Raw genomic sequence first — 24,564 nt, 5'->3', positions numbered from 1 at the left:
GGTCTACTGCTTGACGCTCCCGGCGCTCAGGCCGGACTGCCAGAAGCGCTGCAGGAAGAGGAAGACGGCGATGATCGGCACGATCGCGACGAGCGAGCCGGTGATCACCAGGTTGAAGATGGGCTCGGCCGCGACACCGGCGGCCTGCGAGCTCCACTGGTTGAGCCCCACCGTCAGCGGGAACCACTGCGGGTCGCTGAGCATGATCAGGGGCAGGAAGTAGTTGTTCCAGGTCGCCACGATGGTGAACAGCGCCACCGTCACGATGCCCGGCGTGAGCAGCCGGATCGAGACGGTGAAGAACGTCCGCATCTCGGTGGCGCCGTCGAGCCGGGCCGCCTCGAGCAGCTCGGTCGGGACCGAGTCGATCGTGTAGACCCAGATCAGGTAGAGGCCGAACGGGCTGATCAGCGACGGGATGATGATCGACCAGGGCGTGTTGGTCAGCCCCAGCTGGCTGAACAGCAGGAACGTCGGCACCGCGAGCGCCGTGCCGGGCACGGCCACCGCTCCGAGCACGACGGCGAAGTAGGCGCTGCGCCCGGGGAAGCGGAACCTCGCGAGCCCGTAGCCGGCGAGCGTGGCCAGCAGGGTCGCCCCGCCGGCGCCGACGACGACGTACAGCAGCGTGTTGCCGAGCCAGCGGAGGTAGATCCCGTCGTCGTAGGTGAACGTCGCCGCGACGTTGTCCCACAGCGCGAACGAGTCGCCGAACGCCAGGCCGAACGACGAGAACAGGTCGCCCTGCGTCTTCGTGGCGTTGATGAACAGCCACACCAGCGGCACCAGTGCGTAGAACAGGAAGAGGACCATGACCAGGGTCAGGGCCGTGGACTTCGGCGGCCGGGTGATCGAGAAGGCCCGACGGCGGACCCGCGGGTTGATCGTGCGTGGCCGGACCATCAGCGGTCCTCCTTCCGGGAACCGCGCAGCTGCACCACGTAGGCGATGGCCGCGGTGATGACGCCCATGATGATGGCGACGGTGGCGGAGTAGTTGTACTGCTGGCCGGCGAAGGACAGCGAGTAGGCGTACATGTTCGGGGTGTACGAGCTGGTGATGACGTTGTTGGCCAGCGGCTGCAGCACGTTCGGCTCGTTGAAGAGCTGGAAGCTGCCGATGATCGAGAAGATCGTGGCGATGACGATCGCGCCGCGGGCGGCGGGGAGCTTGATGGCCTTGATGACCTGCCAGCCCCGGGCCCCGTCGATCTCGGCCGCCTCGTAGAGGTCCGTGGGGATCGTCTTGAGCGCCGAGTAGAAGATCACCATGTTGTAGCCGACGAACTCCCAGGTCACGATGTTGCCGATCGAGACGAGCATCCACTGCGGGGCGAACGGCGCCAGCACGTCGCTGCCGAGCCAGTCGTTGATGCTCGCGGTGAGGCCGAAGTTGTCGCCGTAGATGAAGCCCCACATGAGCACGGCGACGACGGCGGGCACGGCGTACGGCAGGAAGATCACGATGCGGAAGAACCCGGTCGCGTACAGCCGTGCGCTGTCGATCGCGAGGGCGGCCGCGAGGGCGAGCAGCAGCATGATCGGGACCTGCACGAGCAGGAACAGGAAGACACGCCCGAAGCCCGCCCAGAAGGCCGGGTCGTTGAACGCCAGGACGTAGTTGTCGAGGCCGACGAACGCGTTGCCGCCGACGAGCTGGTTCTGGAAGAGGCTGAGCCACAGGGCGTAGAGCAGCGGCGCGATGAACGCGACGACGAACACGGCGGCGAACGGCCAGGTGAACTGCCAACCGGTCCAACGCCGCTTCGGTGTGCGGATCTCCTGGGTGACCCGTGCCGGGGTCACCCTCGGGGGGGTGAGCGTGGTCATCGGACGTCTCCCGGGTGGTGCGGCTGGTCGGAGGGACCGTCGGAGACGAAGACCCGGCAGCCCCACGGCTCGAGGTCCAGCTCCTTGCCGGCCGGGTAGCGCGTGCCGCCGACCGGTTCGACGACGTCCTCGTCGAGCACGACGGTGGTCCGGTCCCAGCTCCAGTTGAAGGCGAAACGGACCCGCCGCCCGTCCCGCACCGTTCCCGACGCGACGGTGACCGGCAGCGTCGCGGTCGTGGCGCCGTCGTCCGGTCGCGGGTCGACGAGCTCGACGACGGCGCGTGCCAGGTCGCGGCCGGGCACGCAGCCCACCGTCGTCACGCGGCCGGCGCCGTGCTCGTGGGTGGTCACGGCGGCGAAGTCGCCGAACCGGGGGTGCGCGTACGTCGCGAGCGTCGTCGCGCCGTCGGGCCGCAGGCACTCGACCCAGTACCGGCCGATCGCCGAGAGCGGGAGGGGGAGCTCGTCGGACCCGATGACGGTGACCTCGTCCTCCAGGTTCGAGAACTCCTCGTAGGAGGCGCCGGCGGCGGCCGCGAGCCCCGGCGGGGCGACGTCGACCCGGGCCCGGGCCTCGTCGTCGGCGTACCCGGTGCGCACGCCGAGCACGAGGTGGCCGCCGTGCTCGGCGTACTCGCGCAGGAAGGCCAGCTCGGCGTCGGTCGTGACGTACAGGCCGGCGGCGACCAGCACGGGGAACCGGCGCGCCATCTCGACCGCGCCGCGCTCGAGGGCCTGCTCCAGGTGCAGCACCCGGGCCTGGCGGCCGGTCTCGACGACGGCGGCGTGGAAGGCGTCGAAGACGTGCTCGAACGACTCGTCGTCCGGCGTGCCGCCGATCGTGAAGGGCGGCATGTACTGCAACGCGTACCGGCTCGGGTTCGACCACAGCACCGCGACGTCGGCGTCCGGCTCGTAGCCGTCGAGCAGCGGCGAGATCTCGCGCAGCTCGGCGCCGATCTCGGACACCTCGTCGTAGACGCGCCCGGGGACGAGGCTGTGCGGGAGCACACCGCCCCAGTAGGTCTCGGCCCCGTAGGGCAGCGTGTGCCAGTGCCAGTACTCGATCATCGCGGCACCGCGGGAGACGAACGCCATCGCGGCCTGCTTGAGCTGGCCCGGGTAGGGCGGGAAGTTGGTCGACGCGTCGTCGATGGCCTGGGCGTTGGTCTCGGTGACGAGGTAGCGGTCCTGCTGGGAGGAGTAGAGCCGGTCGGCCTGCCGGAAGAGCCCGGCGACACCGGTGGTGGTCCAGTAGTTCGGCGCGGACTTCTCCACCGAGGCGTCGAGCCGGTCCTGCATCCCGTAGTACGGGTTGCCGGCGGTAACGTCGAGCGAGGTGAAGAGCCCGCGGTCGTCGAGGCCCCGGCGCGGGTACTGCAGGCACGTGGTGACGAACTGCTCGGGCCGGGCGTACTCGCGGACGATGCCCGCCTGCCAGGCGATGAACTCCGAGGTCTGCTCGGCCTGGAACCGTCGCCACGCCAGGTCGTACTGGGGGAACGAGTTGCCGTCGGGCCGCCACAGCTCGCTCCAGTCCGCGAGGCGGTGCGACCAGTAGGTCAGTCCCCACTCGCGGTTGAGCGTCCCGACGTCGCCGTACTGCCGCTTGAGCGACCGGACGAACCGCGTGAACACGCTGTGGTTGTGGAAGAGCTCCAGGCCCGGCTCGTTGTCCACCTGGTAGCCGATCACGGCCGGGTGGTCGGCGTACCGCGCGGTGATGCGGCGGACGATCCGCTCGGCGTAGTGGCGGAACGTCGGGTTGGTGTAGTCGACCTCCTGCCTGGCGCCCCACGGGATGGGCTCGCCGGTGCGGCGCTCCCCCGCGATCTCGGGGTGCGCCGTCTGCAGCCACGGCGGGACCGCGTAGGTCGGCGTCCCGAGGACGACGGCGATCCCCCGCTCGTGCGCGGCGTCCAGCACCGGGGCCAGCCACTCGAGCTCGAAGCGGCCGTCCTCCGGCTCCCAGGTGGACCAGACCGACTCGCCGACGCGGATCACGGTGATCGACGCCTGCACCATGAGGTCGAGGTCCTCGATCATCCGGTCGCGCTGGTGGTACTCCGGGTAGTAGGCGACGCCGAACAGCGCTCCGGTCGGGAGCGAGGGCGCGGGGCGTGGGTCCATCGGTCAGGTACTCCGTTGTCTGTGCTGCAGTCGGCGGTGACGTACGAGCGACTCTAGGGCCTGATGTTGTCGGCAACATAGCGTCGTTATCGGATTGTTGCCGGTAACATGGCGGTGAGTCAACCCGTCTCCGCGCCAGAGCTACTCTGGCTGGATCGATCTCGAGCACGCCGAAGGAGCGTCGATGGACCCGCACACGACGGTGGACGACGCTCCGACCGGCGACGACGTCGGCGGCGAGCTGCCCGGACGCCCCCGGCGGCCCGCGCTGTCGACCCTGCAGCGCGCCTCCGCGCCGGGCAGCGACAAGCCCCCCACGATCTACGACGTCGCCAAGGCCGCCGGCGTCTCGCACCAGACGGTGACCCGCTACCTGCGCGGGTACGAGGGCATCCGTCCGGCGACCCGGGACCGCGTCGTCGCGGCGCTGGAAGAGCTCGACTACCGGCCCAACCTCACGGCACGGTCCCTGACGACCGGCCGCTCCCACCGCATCGGCGCCCTCACCCACGAGATCGACAAGCACGGGCCGAGCAACATCGCCCAGGGTGCCGCCGCCGCGGCCCGCCGGGCCGGCTACGTGCTGGACATCTTCACGCTCGACATGAGCGATCCGCGCTCGATCCGGGACACGCTCAAGATGCTCCGGCAGCACGACCTCGCCGGCATCCTGGCGCTGACCTCGACCGACGCGATGACGCGCGCCATCGAGGCGGCGAAGTTCACCGTCCCCGTCTACCTCGGCGGCGAGCCCGACGAGACCCCCACCGAGCACTCCGAGCTCACCGGGATCGGCTTCCCCGCTCTCGTCGACCACCTGGCCGGGCTGGGCCACCGGTCGTTCCTGCACATCGCCGGACCCGCCACCTGGCCGGCCGCGCGCAACCGCACCCAGGCCTACGAGGAAGCCGTCGCCGCCCGGGGGCTGCGGTCCGCCGGCGTCCTGCCCGGGGACTGGACCGCCCGGTCCGGGCACGACGCCGTCGCCGCCCTCGGGGAGGATCTCGACGCGACCGCCATCGTGGCGGCCAACGACCAGATGGCGCTGGGCGCGATGCTCGCGCTGCGCCGACGGGGCCTTTCCGTCCCCGGCGACGTCAGCGTCACCGGCGTCGACGACATCCCCGACGCCGCCTACTTCGCCCCGCCCCTGACCACGCTCCGGGTCGACTTCGCGGCCCAGGGCCGCAACATCGTCGACGGGCTCCTCGCCCAGATCGACGGGCGGCCCCCCGTGCGGTCCATCACCCCGCACTCCGAGCTCGTGGTCCGGGAGTCCACCGGACCCGCACGGTAGGAGCCAGATGTCCACCGTCCTGGTCACCGGAGCCTCCGGCTTCATCGCCAAGCACGTCGTGCGCGAGCTGCTCGACGCCGGGCACACCGTCCGCGCCAGCGTCCGCTCGGAGCGTCGGCGCGCCCAGGTCGAGGCACTCTTCCCCGGCACCGGGATCGAGTTCGTCGAGCTGGACCTCACCTCCGACGACGGGTGGGACGAAGCCCTGGCCGGGGTCGACGTCCTGATCCACACCGCCTCCCCCTTCCCGGCCGCCCCGCCCCGGGACCCTGAGGACCTCGTCCGCCCCGCGGTGGACGGGACCCTGCGCGCCCTGCGCGCGGCACGGGCTGCCGGGGTGCACCGTGTGGTGCTGACCTCGACGTGCGGTGCGATCTACAAGCCCGCCGACCACCAGTGGTCGCGGCGCAAGACCCGGGAGGACTGGACCGAGGCCGACGGGCCGAAGACGTCGGCGTACGAGGCGTCCAAGACGCTCGCCGAGCGGGCGGCGTGGCGGTTCGTGGACGAGCACCCGGAGATGCGGCTGACCGTGATCAACCCCGGCATGGTGTTCGGGCCCGCGATGGACGAGCACTACGGGTCCTCCCTGGAGACCGTCGAGCAGCTCGTCAGCGGCGCGATGCCGTTGCTCCCGCGGATGAGCATGCCCGTCGTCGACGTCCGCGACGTGGCGCGCGTCCACGTCCGGGCGATGGCCGACGACGGCACCGTCGGGCAGCGGTTCCCGGCGAACGCCGGCGTGCTGTCGATCCCCGAGATGGCGGAGGTGCTCCGCCGGGCCTACCCGGACGCGAAGATCGCCCGCCGCGTCGCCCCGGACTGGCTGATCCGCGGCCTGGCCCGCGTGGTGCCGCTGATGCGGACCGCGGCCCAGGGCCTCGGCCTCAACCCCGACGTGGACGGCTCCGACGCCCCGCGCAGGCTCGGCTTCGAGTACATCCCCCCGCGCGACGCCCTGCTGGCCGCGGCCGCCTCCGTGCGACGTCCGTGATCGTTCCGTGACATCGGTGGCCTGGGGGGATAGGGTCCAGGCAGCCTCACGGCAGCGTGGGGTCTCCGGAGCGGGCGCCGAGCCCTGTCACCGCCCCGGACCACCGGCGAGAACGACGACAGGGACGGGGGACCCACTCTCGGGCACGGACGTGTCCTCGGGGTGAAGCCGCGCAGGGAGACCTGCCGACCGGGTCAGTCTCCGACCCGAACCCGACAGCTAACCCCGCAGGCGCGAGGAGATGCCGACGATGCCCTGCACCACCCCTGCACCACCCCGGCCCGACGCACCGCTGCACCGCCGCCGGGGACGGCGATGAGGCACGCCCGCGACACGCCTCTGCCCCGCACCACCACCCCCACCGCGACCCGGACCTCGCCCCGCGGCCCGGGTCGGCACGTTGCCTCCTCCGCGGACCGACGACGTCGCTCCGGACCGACCTGGTCCTCCCTCGCGCCCACGAGCTGGCCGCTGAGCATCGGCATCGGGATCGCCGTCACGATGGCCACCACGACGGGCATGGCCGTGGCGGACGGGACGTCGCAGCCGGCGCGCTCGGCCGCGCCGGACACCGCGCCCTCCGGCATCCGGGCCACCCCGGACGCGCCCAACGCCGCCGACACGAAGCGGGACACCGCCGCCGTCGTGGCCGCCGCCCGCCAGGCCGTGCTGGTCGACCGGGAGCAGGGCGCGTCCCGCAGCGGAGCGCGCACCGCGCGCACGGCGCCGCAGGCCGCCGGCGGCATCGTCGTCCCGAGCGACGCCACGATGTCCGGCGAGACGGTGTCGCTCGACGTCGAGTCCGCGCCCGAGCCCCCGGTCCTGCCGGGATGCGACGGCTACGCCACCGGGGCCGGGTCCAACGGCTACATCTCCTCCAGCGAGATGTGCACCCTGTGGGACGGCAAGACCCTGGTCCGCGCCGACGCGGCCGTGGCCCTCGCCCGGCTCAACGAGTCCTACCGCGCGACCTTCGGCGAGAACATGTGCATCACCGACGGCTACCGCAGCTACGCCCTGCAGGTCTCGACCCGCGCGGCGAAGGGCTCCCTGGCGGCCCCTCCCGGCACGTCGAACCACGGCTGGGGTCTGGCCGTGGACATCTGCCCGGACTCGTACGCCGGCAGCCGCTACGACTGGCTCCGGGCCAACGCCCCGGCCTACGGCTGGGACAACCCGGCCTGGGCACGACCGGGCGGCTCGAAGTACGAGCCGTGGCACTGGGAGTTCACCGCCGCCGTCGCGCAGATGGGCTGAGCCCGACCGCGGCTCAGCGCCGCACGGGCACGACGACGTCCTCGGGCACGAAGCCCGCGAGGTCGACGACGGTCTCCGGGGCAGCGCCGTCGGACCAGTGCAGCGATCCCGCGCCGGAGGCCAGGTCCACCTCGAGGCGGGCGACGGCGTCGGGCACCTCGGCGCCACGGCGCTCCATCGTGAGGCGGGACCCGTCGAGGGCGGTGTCCACGTCGCCGTCGAACGCGGGGAAGGTGCTGCGGAAGCGGCACAGCGCGAGCAGGCGCTGGACCAGCGGGGTGGCCAGGGCGGCGTCGACCTCGGCGGTTGTGTAGTGGTGCCGGTTGACGTCCCGGCCCACTCCGGTCCGCTCCAGCAGCTCGACGTCGTTCTGGCCCGCCAGCAGGCCGACGTAGTAGACCTGCGCGATCCCCGGGGTGAAGAGCTGGATCGACCGCGCGGCGAGGTACCGGGCGTCGTCGCGGCCGAGCGCGTCGTAGAACGTCGAGTTCACCTGATACAGGTCGAGGTTCGACGCCGCGGCGCCGGTCGCGCGGGCCGACGCGCCACCGGTGCGCTCGTGGATGCCCTCCACGAGCGCGTCGATCTGCTCCGGCGTGAGGAGCCCCGGCCGCTCGGCCTCGCCCGGGGCGACCGTCTGGTCCGGTCCGACGTCGATCACCCCGATGCCGTCGTGCGTGTCGAGCACCGTGACCGCGTTGCGCGGACGCTCGCGCAGCCAGTCCACGAGCGCCGTGCCGTCGCCCGTGTACAGGGCGTGCAGCACCAGCGGCGGCAGGGCGAAGTCGTAGACGAGGTCGACCTCGCGGGCGATCTCGACCTGGCGCCGGTAGTACGAGTGCACCTCGACCAGCAGGTCGACACCGCGCTCGCGCGCCTGCGCGGCGAAGTCCGCGATGAAGTCGAACGTCTCGGGCGTCATGAAGCACGTGGTGCCCGGCGTCTTGACCGCGTAGCCGACGGCGTCGAGCCGGACGAGCCGGACGCCCGCGCCGGCCGCGGCGTCGAGGATCGAGGTGAGGTACTCGCGGCCCAGCTCCGAGGTGACGTCGACGTCGATCTGCTGGGGCGTGAACGTCGTCCACACGTACCGCAGCCGGTCCCCGAGACGGATCGCCGTGAACGGGAGCCCGGGTCGGGGCCGGTAGATGCGGGCGAGCTCCTCCTCCCGCGCGCCGTCGGGGAACACCGACGACATCGTCAGGAACATCGGCGCCCACGGCGAGGCGTCGCCACGGGCGACGACGTCGAGGAACGCGGCCGAGTCCGCGGACACGTGGTTGACGATGAGGTCGACCATCACGTCGTGCGTGCGCGCCAGCTCGCGCACGTCGTCCCACGTGCCCAGCCGCGGGTCGACGGCGGTGTGGTCGATCGGGTCGAAGCCCGCGTCCGCGCCGTCGAACGGCGTGTAGAACGGCAGGACGTGCACGCCGCCGAACGCGCCGGCGACCTCCTCGCGCCGCAGGAAGCCGGCCAGCCCGCGCAGGTCACCGCCGAGCCTGTCGGCATAGGCGATGAGCTGGACCTGGTCCTGCGTGGCCATGGGCACGCCCTCCCTCGGGTCGGCCGGACTGCTCCTTCCCCGCCATGATGCGGCGGCGACCGGGGACCTGCTCGTCGTACGGCCCCCGTGCGTGTCCCCCGCGCGGTGCCAGACTGGAAGGGCCGGCCCCTCCCGGACGGCCGGCCGCGAGCGCGACGGAGCCGCGCTGCACGCCTGTCAGGAGATGCCCCATGAACTGCTTCGAATGTGCCACCGACCAGCAGACCACGACGCCCGCGGTCACCGTGTGCTCGCAGTGCGGAGCCGCCTCGTGCGTCCGGCACACCCGGGTCGCCCACGCGCACGAGGAGGTCGACTACTCCCCCGGAGCGCCCAGCGAGCTGGACCTCGGACGGCGGATGTTCTGCACGACCTGCGCACCCGCGTCAGCCAAGCAGGTCGGGGCCTGACGCGGGTCACGACACGCTTCACGACACGCTCGGCCGCCGCGATCTAGGCCGTCGACGCCTGCTCCTCCTCGAGGAGACGCGAGAACCGCTCGCGCCCCGGCAGCTCGAGGAGCGGGTACCCGTGCAGGACGTGCAGGTTGCACATCGCGAGCACGTAGGAGTGCTCGAGCAGGTCGACCGTCGCCGTCCTGCCGAGACGACGCAGCACGGTGGGCACCGCCGCGTCGGCCTCCGCCCGGTCCCGCCAGGCCCGGCGCGACTCGTCGTCGTCGCCGAGCAGGTCGAGCACGGCGCGGGCACGTCGGGCCCGGTCCTCGTCGCCCTTCGTCAGGAAGGCGTCGGCGATCCGGTACGGGGACTGCTGGATCTGGACGATCGCTCCCCGCTGCCCCCGGCCGGTGCGCTCGCACTCGACCCAGTTGTGGACCAGGCCGCGCTGACGCCGTTCGGTGGGCACCTGGTACATGACGCTGCTGGACCGCAGCAGGGTGAACAGCTCTCCGACCAGGAACCGGCGGGCGTACCGCAGCCGCCTCCAGTCCAGCGCGGTGGTGGCGTTGACGACGACGAGCTCGTCGATGGTGCGACCCACGACGGGCAGGTCCGGCGAGCGCTCCAGGCGGGTCTCGAGCCCGTCGGGCCACTGGTCGGCCAGGTTGTCGTACACGCCGCCGTCCGTGAGCAGGAAGTCCTCGGCGACTCCCCCGTCCTTCGGGCCGCCGTGGAAGCCGTAGGGTGCCGTCGGCAGCCTCCGCGGGGTGAAGGCGCCGGGCATGCTCAGGGACGCCTGGACGGCGGTGGACAGTCGCATGCCGTTCGGCGAGCCGGTGCCCAGCCGGTAGGAGTAGAGGAACCGGGGCGTGAGGTAGAGGTGCTCGGCCGACTGCAGCTCCGTCGCGCACACCACGTGGTCGAGGGGCCGGTCGACGTCCTCCAGCCGGGTCGACCTCCCGTCCCGGTGGAAGTGGGTCCGGGCCAGCGCGCGGTCGAGGACGTGCGAGCGGCGCTCGAACCAGCGGGCGGTGAGCCCCAGGAGCACGCTCCCGGCGAGCAGCGTGAGACCTGACCTCCACGACAGGCCGTCGAGGAACGCGAACACGACGCCGGACAGCAGGGTGGCCAGGGCGGCACCGACCCCGGCGAACACCGACAGCAGGTAGGCGTTGGTGGGCGGACCCCAGAAGAAGAGGCCGGTGTCGGCGAGGTGCCGCACCAGCCGCCTGATGCTGCGGTCGAAGCCGGACGGGTCGGTGGTCGTGTAGTCGGTCTCCTGCGCCACGACGCCGTTGGCGATCGATCCGCCGGACACCGAGGAGATCGCGGAGACCTCCTCGTTCTTGCCGCTGTCGACCAGGTAGAGCAACGTGCCGAGGCCCCAGGCCGTGGCGCGGTGCCCGCCGCCGGAGATCGCGACCCCGATGTGCTGGTTCATCGGTCGCTCAGCTCCCGGGTCCCGTCAGGGCGAGCACCGCGTGGCCTCCGCCGGCCACCTGCACCACGCCGTCGGCGACCTCGACGCCGTCACCGAGGAGCGTCGTCGCGGTCGCGCCCGCGAGCGCCGGGATCGTGGCCCGGGCCGCCTCGCGGCGGGGGTTGACGACGACGAGGTGCCCCTCGCCGCGCTGGTAGACGAACGGGTACCCGACGTGCAGCACGGTGCGCGGCCCGCCGGTGCGCAGGGCCGGAGTGCGCCGGCGCAGGTGCACGAGGTCGCGCACGTGGTGCAGGAGTGATCCGGGGTCGTCCCGCTGGGCCGCCACGGTGGGACGGGACGGGTCCGGGTCCTGCGGGAGGTAGAGCCGCTCGGCCGGTGCCGTCGAGAAGCCGCTGTTCGCCAGCGCGTCGTCCCACTGCATCGGGGTGCGGCAGCCCGCGCGGTCGTAGCCCGGGTTCCAGCGGCTCCCCTCCGTCTCCGGCGCCTCGGGCAGGTTGCGCATCCCGATCTCGTCGCCGTAGTAGATCGACGGCAGCGATCCCCAGGTCAGCAGGAACGTGAAGGCGGGGCGCAGCTGGTCACCGGTGCGCGGTCCCGCGGCGAGCCGGGAGAAGTCGTGGTCCGCGGTCGGCAGGACGACCAGCCGGTCCGCACCCGCCTCGCGCTCCCGCGCGTCCCACTCGGTCAGGAAGGTCTCGAGCGCGCGGGTGCCGTCCGCCTCGTCGACGTCGGGGTCGACGTAGCAGGGTTCGGCCACCGCCGGGTCCTGCCACGTCAGGTAGCCGGTGGCGCCGTTGTTGAACAGCGCGCTGTGCTCGCGCTGGATGACGAGCGCGAAGTCCGCGTCGAACCCGCCGCGCAGCCCGGCGTCGGCGGTGTTGTCGTCGTCGGCCTCCGGCAGCAGCACCGCGTCCGGGTACCGCGCGTGCATCCAACCCGCGATCTCGCGCCACAGCGCGGTGGTCGCCTCGAGGCCGGGGTCGTCCTTCACGAGCGAGAAGGCCAGGTCCACCCGGAAGCCGGCCACCCCGCGGTCCAGCCAGAACCCGATGATCTCCTGCAGGGCTTCGCGGTTGCGCGTCGGGTCCGGGGCGTCGGTCGCCTGCCGCCACGGCTCGTCGGGATGCGGCCGGGCGTAGCCGAAGTTCAGCGCCGGCTGGGAGTCGAAGAAGTTCTTCAGGTACCAGCCCGGACGGGGCCCGGGCGACGGGACGAGCGCCGGCCCGTCGCGATCGGCCCAGATGTACCGGTCGTCGCCCGGGTCGGCCAGGGCCCGGACGAACCAGGGGTGGTCGATCGACGTGTGTCCCGCGACGAGGTCGAGCAGCACCCGGATACCGCGCCGGCGGGCCTCCTCGACGAGCTCGACCATGTCCTCGTTCGTCCCGTACCGCGGCGCGATCTGCAGGTAGTCGACGACGTCGTAGCCGGCGTCCCGGAACGGCGAGGCGAAGCACGGGTTGAACCAGATGACGTCCACCCCGAGCCACTCCAGGTGGTCGAGGTGGTCGATGACGCCGCGCAGGTCGCCGATCCCGTCGCCGTCCGAGTCGGCGAAGGACTGCGGATAGATCTCGTAGACGACGGCGTCGGCCAGCCATCCGGGTGGCGCGCCGGTCGTGTCGTCGCTCGTGTCACCACTCCGCCGCGTCGTCATGGCCCGAGCCTAGGAGTGATCCGCGACCGGCGCGGGTCGGAGGCCCCACGCAGGGCGTCCGCCGTCCCGTCCTGTGAGGCGAGCGGCCGTCCGTGACGGCACAGGGCGTACCGTACGGTCGTCGCGACCACCCGAGAGGACCCCCTGTGACCCGACGCTCCGGCCGTCCGAGCTCCCTGTGGCGAGGGGTGCGGCAATGGGTCGACCCGTTCGTCGTCGCCATCGTCCTCGCCCTCCTGATCGGCGTCGTCGTCCCCGTCCCGGACGACGTGCGCGGCGTGCTCGACGTCGTCACGGACGTCGCGATCGCCCTGCTGTTCCTGCTGTACGGCGCGCGGCTGCCGACGCGGGAGATCTGGCGGTCGCTGACCAACTGGCGCCTCCAGGGCTCCCTGCTCGTCGCGACGTTCGTCGCGTTCCCGCTCGCCGGGCTCGCCCTCTCCGCGGCCGTCGGCCCGCTCGTCGGCCAGGGGATCGCCGTCGGGCTGCTCTGCGTCTCGCTCCTGCCGTCCACGGTGAACTCCGCCGTCGCGTTCACGTCCGTGGCCCGCGGCGACGTCGCGGGGGCGATCTGCGGGGCCACCGTGTCGAACGTCGTCGGCATGGTCGCCACTCCCCTGCTGGTGCTCGGGCTGATGAGCGGGGTGGTCGCCGGTGACGGGGCCGTCGGGGTGGACGGCCTGCAGACGGTGCTGCTGCAGCTCCTCGCGCCGCTCGTGCTCGGCCAGCTCCTGCAGCCCTGGGTGGGCGGGCTCGTGCGGCGGCACAAGGCCGTCACCACGGCCGTGGACCGCGGGACGATCCTGCTCATCGTGTTCACGGCCATCAGCGGCGCGACCGCCGAGGGCATCTGGGCGGACATGACCGTGTGGGTCGTGCTGGTGCTCGTCGGGTCGGCCGGGGTGCTGCTGGGCGTCATGCTGGCCGCCACCTGGTGGGGCGGCCGCGCGCTGGGGATGCCCCGCGACCAGCGGGTCACCCTGCTGCTCGTCGGAGGGATGAAGTCGCTGGCCACGGGCCTGCCGATGGCCTCGGCGCTGCTGCCCGCCGCCACCCTCGCCGTCGTCGTGGTGCCGCTGGTCGTCTTCCACCAGCTCCAGCTCGTGGTGTGCTCCGTGCTGGCCCGGCGACTCGGGCAGGAGCCGGTACCTGCCGAGGCGGGGTCCGGGCGGGACTGAGCCGCCGGGCCTGCTCTCGTCGGGCCGACGACGGACGGCCTCAGAGGAGCGCGGCGACCTTCTCGGCGGTCTCCCGGGCCGAGCCGGGGTTCTGTCCGGTGACGAGGTTCCCGTCCACGACGACGAAGGAGACGAACGGCAGCTTCGCCTTCTGGTAGAGCGCCCCCCGGTCCTTCACCGCCTCCTCGGCGTTGTAGGGCACGATCTTGTCGACGCGCGCGAGCACCTCCTCGGTCCAGGCGAAGCCCGTGAGCCGGCGCCCGGTGACGAGGAGGGTGCCGTCCGAGAGCCGGGTGTTGAGCAGGCCGCAGTACCCGTGGCAGACGGAGGAGACGACGCCGCCCTGCTCCCAGATCTCCCGGGTGAGGCGTTGCAGACCCTCGCTGTCGGGGAAGTCGTACATCACGGCGTGACCGCCGGTGAAGTAGATCGCGTCGTAGTCGGCGGCGTCGATCTCGTCGGGGCGGGCGGTGCGTTCCAGCAGCTCCATCCGGTCGGGGTCGCCGTGCCAGGCCTTGGCGGTCTTGTCGTAGGTCGGGAACTTCAGCGACCGCGGCTCCAGCGGCGACCGTCCGCCCTGGGGGCTGACGATCGTCTGCTCGACGCCGCGTTCGGCGAAGACCTCCCAGGCGTGCGTGAGCTCGGACAGCCACAACCCGGTCGGGTGCGACGGGTCGTCGTAGTGGCCGACGTTCGTGACCACGTGGAGGATGCGCTGCGTCACGGGTGTGCCTCCTGTCGGGCGGGGATCGCGGGCTCCGGGGTCTCCGGGTGTCGGTCGTCGACGCCGACGGCGAGGATCGCGGCGACCGAGGTCCGCACGCGGGCGGCCACCTCGTCGTCGGACCCGGGCGGAAGCTTGCCGTCCAGGTGGAGGAACGCCAGGCCGTGCGCCAGGCCCCACAGCGCCGTCGACAGGCTCGGGACGTCCGCGGCCGGGATCGAGCGCTCGACGACGCGATCCAGCACGACGTGCAGCTCGCGGGCCGCCCGGACGCGCTCGTCGTTCTCGTCGTCGCACTCGTGGCCGAACATCAGGCGGAACACCGCCGGGCGGCGCAGCGCGAAGGACACGTAGGCCACGCCGAGCGCCGCGATCTCGTCGACGGGACCTGCTGTCGCGGGCAGGTCGGCCACCGCTCGCTCCAGCTCCTGACGCAGGTCGTGGAAGGCCTCGACCGCGACGGCCGCGTCGAGGGCCTCCCGATCGGCGAAGTGCCGGTAGGGCGCCGTGGGCGAGACCCCGGCGCGCCGCGCGACGCCGCGCATCGAGAAGGCCTCACCGGCCTCCAGGCTGTCGACGGCGGCGCGGAGCAGGGCGGCGCGCAGGTCGCCGTGGTGGTAGCTCGTGCGGGATGTTGACACTGCTAACACTGCCTCCTACGCTGATGTGTACACCGCACACATTAGTGCGCGGTCCCCTCCACCGCCATCCGTGCCGCCCGGGCGTGCCCGGCCGCGAGGCACCGTCGAAAGAGTCGAGGCCCCGATGCAGACCATCCTGGGAGCGAACGGTCAGATCGCCGTCGAGCTCGCGCGCGAGCTGCACCGCTCGCACACGTCCGACCTGCGGCTCGTGAGCCGCCACCCGCGCCCGGTCCACGACACCGACGCGCTCGTGCGCGCCGACCTGCTCGACGCCGAGCAGACGGCCGCCGCGGTCGAGGGCAGCAGCATCGTCTACTTCACGGCCGGGCTCCCGGCGGACACGGCGCTGTGGGAGCGGCAGTTCCCGACGATGCTGCGGAACGCCCTGGACGCCACCCGCGCCGCCGGCGCGAGCTTCGCCTACTTCGACAACACCTACATGTATCCCCAGGACGACCGCCTCCAGACCGAGGACACGCCCTTCGCGCCGGTCGGTCGCAAGGGCCGGGTCCGCGCGGCGATGGCACGGATGGTGCTCGACGAGATCGAGCGGGGCGACATCCCCACCCTCATCGCCCGGGCTCCCGAGTTCTACGGCCCGGGACGGACGCAGAGCATCACGAACACGCTGGTCCTCGACCGGCTCGTCGCGGGACGGAAGCCTCGGGTGCCCGTCCGGGACGACCGGCGTCGGACGCTCGTCTGGACGCCCGACGCGAGCCGCGGCCTGGCCACGCTGGGCAACACCCCGGACGCGTTCGGCCAGACCTGGCACCTGCCCGTCTCGGACGGACGGCCGACCTACCGAGAGCTCGTCGCGACGGCGAACGAGGTGTTCGACCGGGACGCCGGCCACACCGTCGTCCCGCGCTGGGCGCTGACCGCCGCCGGCCTGGTCTCCACCCAGGTCCGCGAGCTCGCCGAGCTCCTGCCGCGCTACGCCCACGACAACCTCTTCGACGCCACGAAGTTCGCGGCCCGGTTCCCCGAGTTCGAGGTCACCCCGTACCGTCGCGGTCTGGAGATCATCCGCGAGGAGACCAGGCCCGACCACGGCTGACACCTCACAGAGGAGACGCACCATGCTGAGACGCCACGCTCGACGAGTCGCCGTCGAGGTCGAGGTCGAGCCACGGTGACCGATGCACCCGTGGTGCTGATCTCTCCCGCGATGGGCATCGGTTCTCGCTACTACCGGCCCGTGGTCGCGGCGTTCGAGGACGCCGGGTGGGAGGCGCGCGCCCTGACACGTCGCGGCTTCGAGGACCCGACGATCACGGCCGCCCGCGGCCGGGACTGGAGCTACCGGGACGAGATCGACGACATCGCTGCCGCCGTCGTCGCGGCACGCCGCGAGCGCCCGGACCGCCCCGTGCTGCTGCTCGGCCACAGCCTCGGCGCCCAGCTCGCAGCGGGCTACCTGCTGACCGGTGGCGCGGTGGACGGGCTGATCACCGTCGCGGGGGCCCTCCCCGACCACCGCCACTTCCCGTACGGCGGTCTGCACCTCGTGCTCATGGGTGGCGTCATCGTGCCGGCGCTCACGGCCGTCTTCGGCTACCTGCCCAAACCCGCGTTCGGCGGTCCCGGCGCCCGCACCCTCATGCGCGAGTGGGCGGCGATGGCCCGCAACGGGCGGCCGCCCTTCCCGACCGCGCCACCCATCGGGACGCCGTCGTTCGTCGTCAGCCTCGAGGGCGACACGCTGGCACCCCGCCGGGCGGTCGAGGCGTTCGCCCGGGACCTGTTCGACCCCGAGGTCGTCACCCGCTGGGACTACGCCGACCGCGAGGTGCCCGCCGGAGCGAGCAACGACCACATCCGGTGGGTCCGCTCCCCCGAGCGGGTGGTCTCCGCCGCGGTGCAGTGGTGGTCGGGCCGTCCGCGCCACTGACCGGCGACGACGTCCCCTCCGGCGGGAGAATCAGGTTCCCTGCCGGCCACACTCACGGCACGATGTCGGCCATGGATCTCGTCTCGCCCCGCAAGGCTTCCCCCGGTGACCAGGTCGCCGTCGTCTCGCCGTCGTTCGCCGCGCCCGGGTTCGCCCCCGCGGTCCACGAGCAGGCGATGCAGCGCCTGCAGGAGGTCACCGGCCTGGTCCCCGTCGAGTACCCGACCACCCGACGTCTCGGTGCGACGCCGCAGGACCGTGCCGCGGACCTCAACGCGGCATTCGCGGACCCCGAGATCCGCACCGTGCTGGCCACGATCGGCGGCGAGGACCAGATCACCGTGATCCCCCACCTCGACGCCGAGCTGGTGCGCGCGGACCCGAAGCCGTTCCTCGGGTACAGCGACAACACCAACCTCCTCAACTGGCTGTGGATGCACGGCGTCGCGGGCTTCTACGGCGGGTCGACCCAGGTGCACCTCGGGCCCGGGCCGTCCGTCGACCCGGTGCACGCCGCCTCGCTGCGCGCCGCGCTGCTCACCGGCGAGCGCCTGGAGATCACCGAGCCCGGCGAGTCCGAGGACTTCGGCGTCGACTGGCAGGACCCGGCCGCGCTCACCGCGCACGGCGACCGCGAGCGCACCGAGCCCTGGACGTGGGCCGGACCCGAGCGGTCCGTCACGGGCCGCACCTGGGGAGGCTGTATCGAGGTGATCGAGTGGATCCTCACCGCGGGCCGCTTCCCCGCCGACCCGGGTGTCCTGGACGGCGGAGTGCTGCTGCTCGAGACCTCCGAGGAGCTCCTGCCGGCCCGCGAGGTCGGCTGGATCGTGCGGTCGCTCGGCGAGCGCGGCCTCCTCGAGGCCGTGCACGCCGTCGTCGTCGCGCGCCCGCCGACGTCGTCTTTCGACGTGGAGCGCACGACGGCGGAGCGCGCCGCTAAGCGCGCCGAGCAGCGCGACGTCGTCGTCGAGACGGTGCAGCGCTACAACCCTGACGCTGTCGTGGTGGTCGGGGTGCCGTTCGGCCACACCCGGCCGCAGTGGATCCTGCCCTACGGGGGCATGGTCACGGTCGACGGTGCGCAGCAGCGGGTCTGGGCGGAGTACGCCTGACGGCGGCCCCGTCGGCGTGATCCGTGCGTCCGGCGGAGCGACCTCAGACCGTCTCTGACCTCTTCTGTCGCGCGAACTTCGCCGGCAGGTTCGGCCCGTCCCACACCTGGATCGCCCGCCAGATCGATGCGGCGATCGGCACGGCGAGCACCGCCCCGGTGATGCCGACGAGCACCGTGCCGGCCGTCAGGGCGAAGAGGATGGCCAGCGGGTGCAGCTGCAGGGTCCGGCCCATGACGATCGGCTGGAGGAAGTTGCCCTCGAGCTGGTTCACACCCACGACGATCGCGACGACGATCAGCGCCTCGACCGGACCCACGGCGACCAGCGCCACCAGTGCGGCGAGGATGCCCGCCAGGGTGGCACCGACGAGGGGGATGAACGCGAGCAGGAAGACCAGGACCGACAGCGGGAGCGCCAGGGGCACGCCCACGATCGCCAGGCCGATCCCGATACCGACGGCGTCGGCCGCCGCCACGATCGCCGTCCCGCGGACGTAGTTGCCCAGGGTCTGGATGGTCGCCGTCCCGACACGCCGGCCGCGCTCGTACGCCTCGCCGTCGAACGGGCGCAGGAGGAACTCCCACATGGCAGGGCCGTCCTTCAGGAAGAAGAACAGCACGACGATCATGATGAAGAAGCCCGCGACGAAGTCCGCGGTCTGCGACACGCCCTGGAGCGCACCGGACCCCACCGCGCTGGACTGCAGGAAGTTCAGCGCGGAGTCCCGCACGGAGCTGATCTGCTCGGAGGAGATCTGGAACGGCAGGTCCTGGACGTAGGACTGCAGGGAGTCGAAGCCGTCGAGCGCCTGCTGCTGCAGCTCGTCCCACTGGTCGACGACGGCTCGCACCACCAGCCACATGACGGCGGCCAGGATGGCGATCAGCGCGAGGAGCGCGAGCCATGTCGCGAGGAGCGACTGCACCCCGCGGCGGCGCAGCCAGGACACCAGCGGCGAGATCGCCGCCGCCAGGACCAGCGCGATGAGGAGCGGGATCACGACGAGGGTCAGGCGCGTGCCCGCGAAGGCGAGGACGGCGACGACCGCGATCACCGCGAGGACCTGCAGCGAGCGTGTCGCGACCCGGCCCACGCCGTCGGACCACAGCTTCGAGGCTCCGCTCGGCTCGGGAGCGCTGGGCGGTCGCGACTCGACCTGCGTCGCCTGAGCCGGGCTGCGGTCGGTGCGTCGCGCACGACGGCCGAAGAGTCCCATCGACGTCCTTCCTCGCTGAACCGGTGGGTCCGGACGTGATGACCGTAGTGCGGCTGCGCCGGGACGCGGTGGCGGCGCGCTGAGCCCTCGTGACTCAGGCACCCGTAGCCCGTGACCGTGCGCTGCGAGGCCGGGTGAACTTCGGCCCAGGAGCCCGTTCTGACGGCGTGAAGGACGCCGGTGACGACTAGATTCTGTTCGCTACGTCAACTGACACCGTGGGGGTTCCGATGTCGTTCCGCTCGCTGTTGTCCGCCGTCATCGCCTGCATGCTCGCAGCCACGATCGGTCTCGTCGTGCCCACGGTCACCGCCGCACCGGCCGAGGCCGCCGGCGACAAGGTCTCGGCACGCAAGCTGCTGCGGCAGCTGCCGGTACGGTACGAGACGAACAAGGGCTACGACCGGTCGAAGTTCCGCCACTGGATCGACACCGGCGACAAGGACGTGTGCGACACCCGCGAGGAGGTCCTCATCGCCGAGGCCGTCCGCACGCCCCGCGTCCGAGCGTCGACCTGCGCGATCTCCGGCGGGAAGTGGCGCTCGAAGTACGACCGACGCACGACGACGAACCCGTCGACGTTCGACATCGACCATCTCGTGCCGCTGAAGGAGGCTTGGGCCTCCGGGGCGAAGAAGTGGACCAAGAACACGCGCAAGCGGTTCGCCAACGACCTGCGCTACAAGCACTCCCTCATCGCGGTGTCCGCGTCGTCCAACCGGTCCAAGGGCTCCCGCGAGCCGCACCAGTGGATGCCCCCCAACCGTTCCTACCGCTGCACCTACGTCAAGCAGTGGATCGCCGTGAAGTGGCGCTGGAAGATGAGCGTCAACACGAAGGAGAAGCGCTACCTCAACGCGCGGCTGGACAAGTGCAAGAGCGTCCAGGTCCTCAAGCCCGCCCGCGCCACGGTCACGCTCCGGTCGACCAGCACGAGCTCCGGGTCGACCGACCAGCGCAGCGCCCCCTGGAACCAGCCTGGACCCGACCTGGACTGCTCCGACATCCGTAAGAAGGTCCGCGTCTACCCGCCCGACTACCACCGCCTCGACGCCGACGGTGACGGCTGGGGCTGTGAGTCGTACGGCTGACCGAGTCCTCCCTCGGTGGTCACCGCCCGCGGCATCGTCCAGCATGGCGGGATGCGTCCGGATGACGACCTCGAGGAACGTCTTGACCGGCTGGAGTCGACCCAGGCTCTCTACCGCGTCGTCGCGGAGTACGCCCACGGAGCGGACAACCGTGACCTCTCCCGCTTCCTGGCGACGTTCCATCCCGACGCCACGTGGGACGTCGGCGTGGCCCGCTTCGTCGGCCACGACCAGATCCGAGCCGCCATCGAGCACCAGTGGGACTCCCAGCCGCAGATGCACCACTGGACCAGCAACACCTCCATCACCCTGACCGGGCGGGACGCGGCCGAGGGCGTCTCCAGCGTCGCGGCGTTGACGCGACGGGCCGACGGACGGTGGCTCCTCTCGGCGGGCAGCTACCTGGACTCCTTCGAGCGGCGTGCCGGCAGCTGGGCGATCGCGACGCGCCGTGCCGTCGTGCACTCGAGCGTCGACGTCACGGGCGACGACGCCGGCGCACCACCTCCGAGTGGGCCCGGGAGCCCGTAGGTTCCTCATCTTGCGCCTGACCGCATGGCGGAAGGCCGGCAGGCGTGAGGTCGGAGACGTCGGCCTCACGGACCGTCAACATGGCGGGGGAGCATGTGCAAAGGCGGATCGTTGCCGATCTCGAACGCTCGGCTCCACCGGAGTCCTCGAGGTAGCGGAGTAGACCTCTATGGAACGGCGCATCGCAAAGCGGCCGAGGCGGCGCACAACAGCCTCCCCCGCTACGACACACTCATCGTGATCCGAACCGGGCGCCCCGCGAATCTCCGCCGTGCTGTCACTCGTGAGCGACCACTAGGACGTCGTCGCGCCCCAACCGTCGTAGTCGCCGTGCGCCTGCTCGACGGCACCGATCACCTCTGCAAGGAACGCGGCGACCTCTTCGTCACCGAGCCTCTGGGGCCGTGTGGCCTTGAGCAGGACCTTCAAGCCTCGGCGCCCCGTTTCGACATCGAAGCCTGCCGCGCGGAGCGTCGCCGCAGCGTCCCTAGCCCGAGACCCACGCATGAAGTAGGCGAAGTGCTCGACCGGACGAGCCTCCGCGAGGTCGTCTCCCAGCTCGATCCGCTTCCCACGCTGTCGTACCCATAGGGCGTATTGCTGCTTGAATGACTCAGGGCCCGCCATTGCGGAATGGTGGCACAGGGACGCAGCGTTTCCGAGTGCTCGCTCGGCACGGTCTCACCTGGACTGCTTCAGTCATCCTTAATCCATCGTTCAGATCTGCTTATGAAGCAGATCTGTAAGGGTCTGAAGGATCGGCTGCACGTCGACAAGCGGGGTCAGACCTGCATGTCGACGAACCGCGAGTAGTGGCCCTGGAACGCCACCGTGATCGTGTCGGTCGGACCGTTACGGTGCTTGGCGACGATCAGGTCGGCCTCGCCGGCGCGCGGGGACTCCTTCTCGTAGGCGTCCTCGCGGTGCAGCAGGATGACCATGTCGGCGTCCTGCTCGATGCTGTTGTGGACAGCGATGCCGTTGGCGATGAAGTTGTGAGTACCCAGCACTGTCGCGTCGAAGACCTGCTTCTCCCCCATCGGCTCGATCGACACGACCTCTTCCCACAGCAGGTCGTTGACGGCCTCGATCTCGAGATCAGCCTCGTCGAGCACCTCCGCGACGACGCCGAGCCGCTGGCGCCCGCCGTCCTGAACAGTGGCCGTTCCTGCGGCAACCACCTGGGCACTGAGGATGTCGCGCACCTCGTCCCAGATGTGGCGGGTCCCCCCACGCGTGCCAGACGACTGCGCACGAACCTGCTCCAGAAGCCGAGCTGCCCTCGCAGTCTCCGAAACTTCGATGCCGATCTCCTGCAAGAACCGTCGCAGATCGTCGACCCCGTCGATGGTGAGACGCAGGTCCGAGGGTGCCGTGGTGACCCGGGTGGCGATGCCGAAGCGCAACAGGAGCCGGGCGACGCCCTCGAGCACTCGCTGCGATCCAGGCAGCGTCACGCGTCCAGCCTCGTCCGAACCCAGCACTGCACCGCGATCGGTGAACAGCGTCTTGAGGAAGAGCGCGATCTGGTCCTTCGGCAGGTGGAAGACCGCTGCCGGGACGCCGAGCTCGGGAGCAGCCCAGTCGCCATCCGCGAGCGAGGCAACCTGCGCCGGAGACTCACCGTCCCCGAGCAGGTGCGCCAGCATGACCACCTTGCGGTCGTCCCACGCAGTGTTCTGCTCCGGTCCCGGGACGTGCCGCGGCACACCGAGCCGGGACCCGACCTCGAGCTCGCCGAGCGGGGTCCAGCCCTCGTAGGTGAGGAACGGGTGGTTCGCCGTCGCCTCGATCTCCTTGCCGGAGGCCAGCCGGAGCCGGTACACGGGCTTCACCCCGGTGGCGAACACATGCGTGAGGTGACGCCGCACGTACTGCAGTCGGTCGTTGAGCGCCCACACCGGCACGTCGGTGGCGCCCTGGGCGTGGAGCTCGCCCATCGTCGTCTCGGCCCCCGTGTCGGCGCGGAGGATCCTCGTGTCCTCGGTCAGACATCCGGATTCACGAAGATCGGACATCTGCGGCTTCTTGTCGCTGCGGGTCTCGGGACCACGGTTGAGCTGCGACAGCGCGATGACCGGGACCTCGATCTCCTTCGCGAGCAGCTTCAGCGCACGCGAGAACTCGGAGACCTCCTGCTGCCGGGACTCGACCTTCTTGCCGGACGTCATGAGCTGCAGGTAGTCGACGATGACGAGCTCGAGGTCGTGCTTCTGCTTGAGCCGGCGGCACTTGGCGCGGATCTCGGTGAGCGACATGTTCGGCGAGTCGTCGATGAACAGCGGCGCCTCGGACACCTTGCCCATGATCTTGGCGAGCTTCTGCCAGTCGTCGTCGCCCATCGAGCCGTTGCGGAGCTTCTGCAGGTGCACACGCGCCTCGGCCGACAGCAGACGCATGGTGATCTCGTTGCGGCTCATCTCGAGCGAGAAGACCACGGAGGTCTTCTGGGCCTTGATGGACGCCGCGCGGGCCAGGTCCAGCGCCAGCGTCGAGTTGTGGGTCGGGATCATGGCCCGGCTCGCCAGGTACAGATGCTCCGGGTGGTCGATCTGGACGCAGCGCACCGGCACCGAGGCGACGGAGCGAACGTCGACGATCTTCCACGCCGCACCGGGTCGCGACACCGAGTGCGCCGCGCCGCGATCCATCGAGGCCACGATCGCCTGGGTCGTCCGCACCGACGTGTCGACGGGGTCACCGGACAGGCTGGTCGCCCACTCGTGCTGGGCGTCCGCGACGATGGTCGTGCCGTCGTCGAACTCCACCTCGTAGCAGGGTCGGCCGGTCATGATCTCGGTGGCCTCGACGACGCGCGTGGGCGTGCCGTCGGGGGCGAGCAGCTCGTCGCCGACGGCGACCTCGCCCATCGTGGTCCAGCCGGTCGGCGTCGGCAGCGGGGTGTCGAGCGCGAGCGCCTTACCCATGGCCGGCCGCGCGGCCACGACGACCATCTGCCCGGGGTGCAGGCCGTTGGTGAGACGGTCGAGGTCCGCGAACCCGGTGGGCACGCCCACCATGCCCTCGCCGCGGTTCCCGGCAGCCTCGATCTCGTCCATCGTGCCGCCGATGATGTCGGCCAGCGGCGCGTAGTCCTCGGTGGTCTTGCGCTCGGTGACGGCGTAGATCTCCGCCTGGGCGTTGTTGACGACGGCCTCGACCTCGCCGCCGTCGGTGGCGTACCCGAGCTGGACGATCTTGGTCCCGGCCTCGACGAGCCGGCGCAGCACGGCCCGCTCGCGCACGATGCGCGCGTAGTACCCGGCGTTCGCCGCCGTCGGCACGCCGGCCATGAGGTCGTGGATGTAGGAGGCGCCACCGATCCGGCCGATCTCGCCGCGCTTGGTCAGCTCGGCGACGACGGTGATGGCGTCGGCCGGTTCGCCGCGGCCGTAGAGGTCGATGATCGCCTCGTAGATGGCCTCGTGGGCCGGGCGGTAGAAGTCGACCCCGCGGATCTGCTCGACGACGTCGGCGATCGCGTCCTTGGACAGCAGCATGCCGCCGAGCACGCTCATCTCGGCGGGGATGTCCTGCGGAGGGGTGCGGTCGAAGGCGGGCGACGACGCTCCGTATCCCGCTTCGAGCTCCTCGATCGACATGCGTCCCCC

At 71.5% G+C, this 24,564-nt stretch carries 21 protein-coding genes and 1 riboswitch; of the genes, 10 read left to right on the top strand and 11 right to left on the bottom strand.

What is annotated here, in order from left to right; translation table 11 throughout:
• Positions 1–3 precede the first annotated feature (3 nt).
• From V5O49_RS03160 to V5O49_RS03150, 3 genes are read right to left on the bottom strand one after another with little or no spacing between them, the layout of a single operon-like run.
• A complete protein-coding gene (locus tag V5O49_RS03160) occupies positions 4–903 on the bottom strand; it encodes a carbohydrate ABC transporter permease (protein WP_332900953.1) in 900 nt (299 codons plus the stop codon).
• On the bottom strand, positions 903–1,829 hold the full coding sequence (locus V5O49_RS03155) for a carbohydrate ABC transporter permease (protein WP_278235849.1): 927 nt from the start codon (positions 1,827–1,829) through the stop codon (positions 903–905). The genes V5O49_RS03160 and V5O49_RS03155 overlap by 1 nt, the downstream gene beginning before the upstream one ends.
• A complete protein-coding gene (locus V5O49_RS03150; protein ID WP_332900952.1) occupies positions 1,826–3,961 on the bottom strand; it encodes a beta-galactosidase in 2,136 nt (711 codons plus the stop codon). The genes V5O49_RS03155 and V5O49_RS03150 overlap by 4 nt, the downstream gene beginning before the upstream one ends.
• Before the next feature lie 184 nt (positions 3,962–4,145).
• On the opposite strand from V5O49_RS03150, the gene V5O49_RS03145 reads away from it, so the two are divergent.
• From V5O49_RS03145 to V5O49_RS03135, 3 genes are all read left to right on the top strand, one after another.
• A complete protein-coding gene (locus V5O49_RS03145; RefSeq protein ID WP_332900951.1) occupies positions 4,146–5,258 on the top strand; it encodes a LacI family DNA-binding transcriptional regulator in 1,113 nt (370 codons plus the stop codon).
• A gap of 7 nt (positions 5,259–5,265) precedes the next feature.
• Positions 5,266–6,252, top strand: coding sequence for an SDR family NAD(P)-dependent oxidoreductase (locus tag V5O49_RS03140; protein ID WP_332900950.1), 987 nt, complete (start codon positions 5,266–5,268; stop codon positions 6,250–6,252).
• Between the two features lie 125 nt (positions 6,253–6,377).
• A riboswitch (cyclic di-AMP (ydaO/yuaA leader) is annotated at positions 6,378–6,480 on the top strand.
• A gap of 87 nt (positions 6,481–6,567) precedes the next feature.
• A complete protein-coding gene (locus V5O49_RS03135; protein ID WP_332900949.1) occupies positions 6,568–7,509 on the top strand; it encodes a M15 family metallopeptidase in 942 nt (313 codons plus the stop codon).
• A 13-nt stretch (positions 7,510–7,522) separates the two neighbouring features.
• On the opposite strand, the gene gtfA is transcribed toward V5O49_RS03135, so the two are convergent.
• The gene (gene gtfA, locus V5O49_RS03130) at positions 7,523–9,055 is read right to left on the bottom strand and encodes a sucrose phosphorylase (protein ID WP_332900948.1); all 1,533 of its coding nucleotides are present in this window, start codon (positions 9,053–9,055) and stop codon (positions 7,523–7,525) included.
• A 191-nt stretch (positions 9,056–9,246) separates the two neighbouring features.
• On the opposite strand from gtfA, the gene V5O49_RS03125 reads away from it, so the two are divergent.
• Positions 9,247–9,465, top strand: coding sequence for a DUF2180 family protein (locus V5O49_RS03125; protein WP_278235865.1), 219 nt, complete (start codon positions 9,247–9,249; stop codon positions 9,463–9,465).
• 43 nt (positions 9,466–9,508) lie between these two features.
• Here the strand turns inward: V5O49_RS03125 and V5O49_RS03120 are convergent, their stop codons facing one another.
• Positions 9,509–10,897 (bottom strand): patatin-like phospholipase family protein, encoded by a 1,389-nt coding sequence (locus V5O49_RS03120; protein WP_332900947.1) that lies wholly within the window; start codon positions 10,895–10,897, stop codon positions 9,509–9,511.
• Between the two features lie 7 nt (positions 10,898–10,904).
• Positions 10,905–12,557 carry an alpha-amylase family glycosyl hydrolase gene (locus V5O49_RS03115; protein WP_332900946.1) on the bottom strand — a complete coding sequence of 551 codons (1,653 nt, stop codon included), beginning with the start codon at positions 12,555–12,557 and terminating at the stop codon, positions 10,905–10,907.
• Positions 12,558–12,703: 146 nt separating this feature from the next.
• Here V5O49_RS03115 and V5O49_RS03110 point away from each other — a divergent pair, with 146 nt between their 5' ends.
• Positions 12,704–13,735 carry a bile acid:sodium symporter family protein gene (locus tag V5O49_RS03110; protein WP_332900945.1) on the top strand — a complete coding sequence of 344 codons (1,032 nt, stop codon included), beginning with the start codon at positions 12,704–12,706 and terminating at the stop codon, positions 13,733–13,735.
• A 40-nt stretch (positions 13,736–13,775) separates the two neighbouring features.
• Here the strand turns inward: V5O49_RS03110 and V5O49_RS03105 are convergent, their stop codons facing one another.
• Both V5O49_RS03105 and V5O49_RS03100 read right to left on the bottom strand, forming a co-directional pair.
• Positions 13,776–14,459 carry a type 1 glutamine amidotransferase domain-containing protein gene (locus V5O49_RS03105; protein ID WP_332900944.1) on the bottom strand — a complete coding sequence of 228 codons (684 nt, stop codon included), beginning with the start codon at positions 14,457–14,459 and terminating at the stop codon, positions 13,776–13,778.
• On the bottom strand, positions 14,456–15,100 hold the full coding sequence (locus V5O49_RS03100) for a TetR/AcrR family transcriptional regulator (protein WP_332900943.1): 645 nt from the start codon (positions 15,098–15,100) through the stop codon (positions 14,456–14,458). The genes V5O49_RS03105 and V5O49_RS03100 overlap by 4 nt, the downstream gene beginning before the upstream one ends.
• Positions 15,101–15,224: 124 nt before the next feature.
• Between V5O49_RS03100 and V5O49_RS03095 the strand changes: the two genes are divergently transcribed.
• The 3 genes from V5O49_RS03095 (at position 15,225) to V5O49_RS03085 (ending at position 18,112) form a co-directional block, all read left to right on the top strand.
• Complete coding sequence (locus V5O49_RS03095; protein WP_332900942.1) at positions 15,225–16,163, top strand: NAD-dependent epimerase/dehydratase family protein; 939 nt, start codon at positions 15,225–15,227, stop codon at positions 16,161–16,163.
• 75 nt (positions 16,164–16,238) lie between these two features.
• Entirely contained in the window at positions 16,239–16,997 is a 759-nt protein-coding gene (locus tag V5O49_RS03090) for an alpha/beta fold hydrolase (protein ID WP_332900941.1), read from the top strand.
• A 62-nt stretch (positions 16,998–17,059) separates the two neighbouring features.
• Complete coding sequence (locus V5O49_RS03085; protein ID WP_332900940.1) at positions 17,060–18,112, top strand: S66 family peptidase; 1,053 nt, start codon at positions 17,060–17,062, stop codon at positions 18,110–18,112.
• A gap of 43 nt (positions 18,113–18,155) precedes the next feature.
• Here V5O49_RS03085 and V5O49_RS03080 read toward each other — a convergent pair whose 3' ends face one another.
• Positions 18,156–19,331, bottom strand: coding sequence for an AI-2E family transporter (locus V5O49_RS03080; RefSeq protein WP_332900939.1), 1,176 nt, complete (start codon positions 19,329–19,331; stop codon positions 18,156–18,158).
• A gap of 230 nt (positions 19,332–19,561) precedes the next feature.
• Between V5O49_RS03080 and V5O49_RS03075 the strand changes: the two genes are divergently transcribed.
• On the top strand, positions 19,562–20,422 hold the full coding sequence (locus V5O49_RS03075; protein WP_332900938.1) for an HNH endonuclease family protein: 861 nt from the start codon (positions 19,562–19,564) through the stop codon (positions 20,420–20,422).
• Positions 20,423–20,473: 51 nt separating this feature from the next.
• Entirely contained in the window at positions 20,474–20,953 is a 480-nt protein-coding gene (locus V5O49_RS03070; RefSeq protein ID WP_332900937.1) for a nuclear transport factor 2 family protein, read from the top strand.
• 294 nt (positions 20,954–21,247) lie between these two features.
• Here the strand turns inward: V5O49_RS03070 and V5O49_RS03065 are convergent, their stop codons facing one another.
• Positions 21,248–21,580: a ribonuclease E inhibitor RraB gene (locus V5O49_RS03065; protein WP_332900936.1), complete on the bottom strand. Its 333-nt coding sequence runs from the start codon at positions 21,578–21,580 to the stop codon at positions 21,248–21,250.
• 155 nt (positions 21,581–21,735) lie between these two features.
• Positions 21,736–24,555: a replicative DNA helicase gene (gene dnaB / locus V5O49_RS03060; protein WP_332900935.1), complete on the bottom strand. Its 2,820-nt coding sequence runs from the start codon at positions 24,553–24,555 to the stop codon at positions 21,736–21,738.
• Positions 24,556–24,564: the final 9 nt, after the last annotated feature.

Source organism: Isoptericola haloaureus, assembly GCF_036689775.1.
In the GTDB taxonomy this organism is placed as follows: Bacteria; Actinomycetota; Actinomycetes; order Actinomycetales; family Cellulomonadaceae; genus Isoptericola; species Isoptericola haloaureus.
This window is presented reverse-complemented; position numbering and strand designations above follow the sequence as displayed.

What these genes read in the sequence shown, in the direction of transcription:
- V5O49_RS03160 (WP_332900953.1), bottom strand. Translation starts at nt 903, where the DNA reads ATGGTCCGGCCACGCACGATCAACCCGCGGGTCCGCCGTCGGGCCTTC.
- V5O49_RS03155 (WP_278235849.1), bottom strand. Translation starts at nt 1,829, where the DNA reads ATGACCACGCTCACCCCCCCGAGGGTGACCCCGGCACGGGTCACCCAG.
- V5O49_RS03150 (WP_332900952.1), bottom strand. Translation starts at nt 3,961, where the DNA reads ATGGACCCACGCCCCGCGCCCTCGCTCCCGACCGGAGCGCTGTTCGGC.
- V5O49_RS03145 (WP_332900951.1), top strand. Translation starts at nt 4,146, where the DNA reads ATGGACCCGCACACGACGGTGGACGACGCTCCGACCGGCGACGACGTC.
- V5O49_RS03140 (WP_332900950.1), top strand. Translation starts at nt 5,266, where the DNA reads ATGTCCACCGTCCTGGTCACCGGAGCCTCCGGCTTCATCGCCAAGCAC.
- V5O49_RS03135 (WP_332900949.1), top strand. Translation starts at nt 6,568, where the DNA reads ATGAGGCACGCCCGCGACACGCCTCTGCCCCGCACCACCACCCCCACC.
- gtfA (WP_332900948.1), bottom strand. Translation starts at nt 9,055, where the DNA reads ATGGCCACGCAGGACCAGGTCCAGCTCATCGCCTATGCCGACAGGCTC.
- V5O49_RS03125 (WP_278235865.1), top strand. Translation starts at nt 9,247, where the DNA reads ATGAACTGCTTCGAATGTGCCACCGACCAGCAGACCACGACGCCCGCG.
- V5O49_RS03120 (WP_332900947.1), bottom strand. Translation starts at nt 10,897, where the DNA reads ATGAACCAGCACATCGGGGTCGCGATCTCCGGCGGCGGGCACCGCGCC.
- V5O49_RS03115 (WP_332900946.1), bottom strand. Translation starts at nt 12,557, where the DNA reads ATGACGACGCGGCGGAGTGGTGACACGAGCGACGACACGACCGGCGCG.
- V5O49_RS03095 (WP_332900942.1), top strand. Translation starts at nt 15,225, where the DNA reads ATGCAGACCATCCTGGGAGCGAACGGTCAGATCGCCGTCGAGCTCGCG.
- V5O49_RS03085 (WP_332900940.1), top strand. Translation starts at nt 17,060, where the DNA reads ATGTCGGCCATGGATCTCGTCTCGCCCCGCAAGGCTTCCCCCGGTGAC.
- V5O49_RS03080 (WP_332900939.1), bottom strand. Translation starts at nt 19,331, where the DNA reads ATGGGACTCTTCGGCCGTCGTGCGCGACGCACCGACCGCAGCCCGGCT.
- V5O49_RS03075 (WP_332900938.1), top strand. Translation starts at nt 19,562, where the DNA reads ATGTCGTTCCGCTCGCTGTTGTCCGCCGTCATCGCCTGCATGCTCGCA.
- V5O49_RS03070 (WP_332900937.1), top strand. Translation starts at nt 20,474, where the DNA reads ATGCGTCCGGATGACGACCTCGAGGAACGTCTTGACCGGCTGGAGTCG.
- V5O49_RS03065 (WP_332900936.1), bottom strand. Translation starts at nt 21,580, where the DNA reads ATGGCGGGCCCTGAGTCATTCAAGCAGCAATACGCCCTATGGGTACGA.
- dnaB (WP_332900935.1), bottom strand. Translation starts at nt 24,555, where the DNA reads ATGTCGATCGAGGAGCTCGAAGCGGGATACGGAGCGTCGTCGCCCGCC.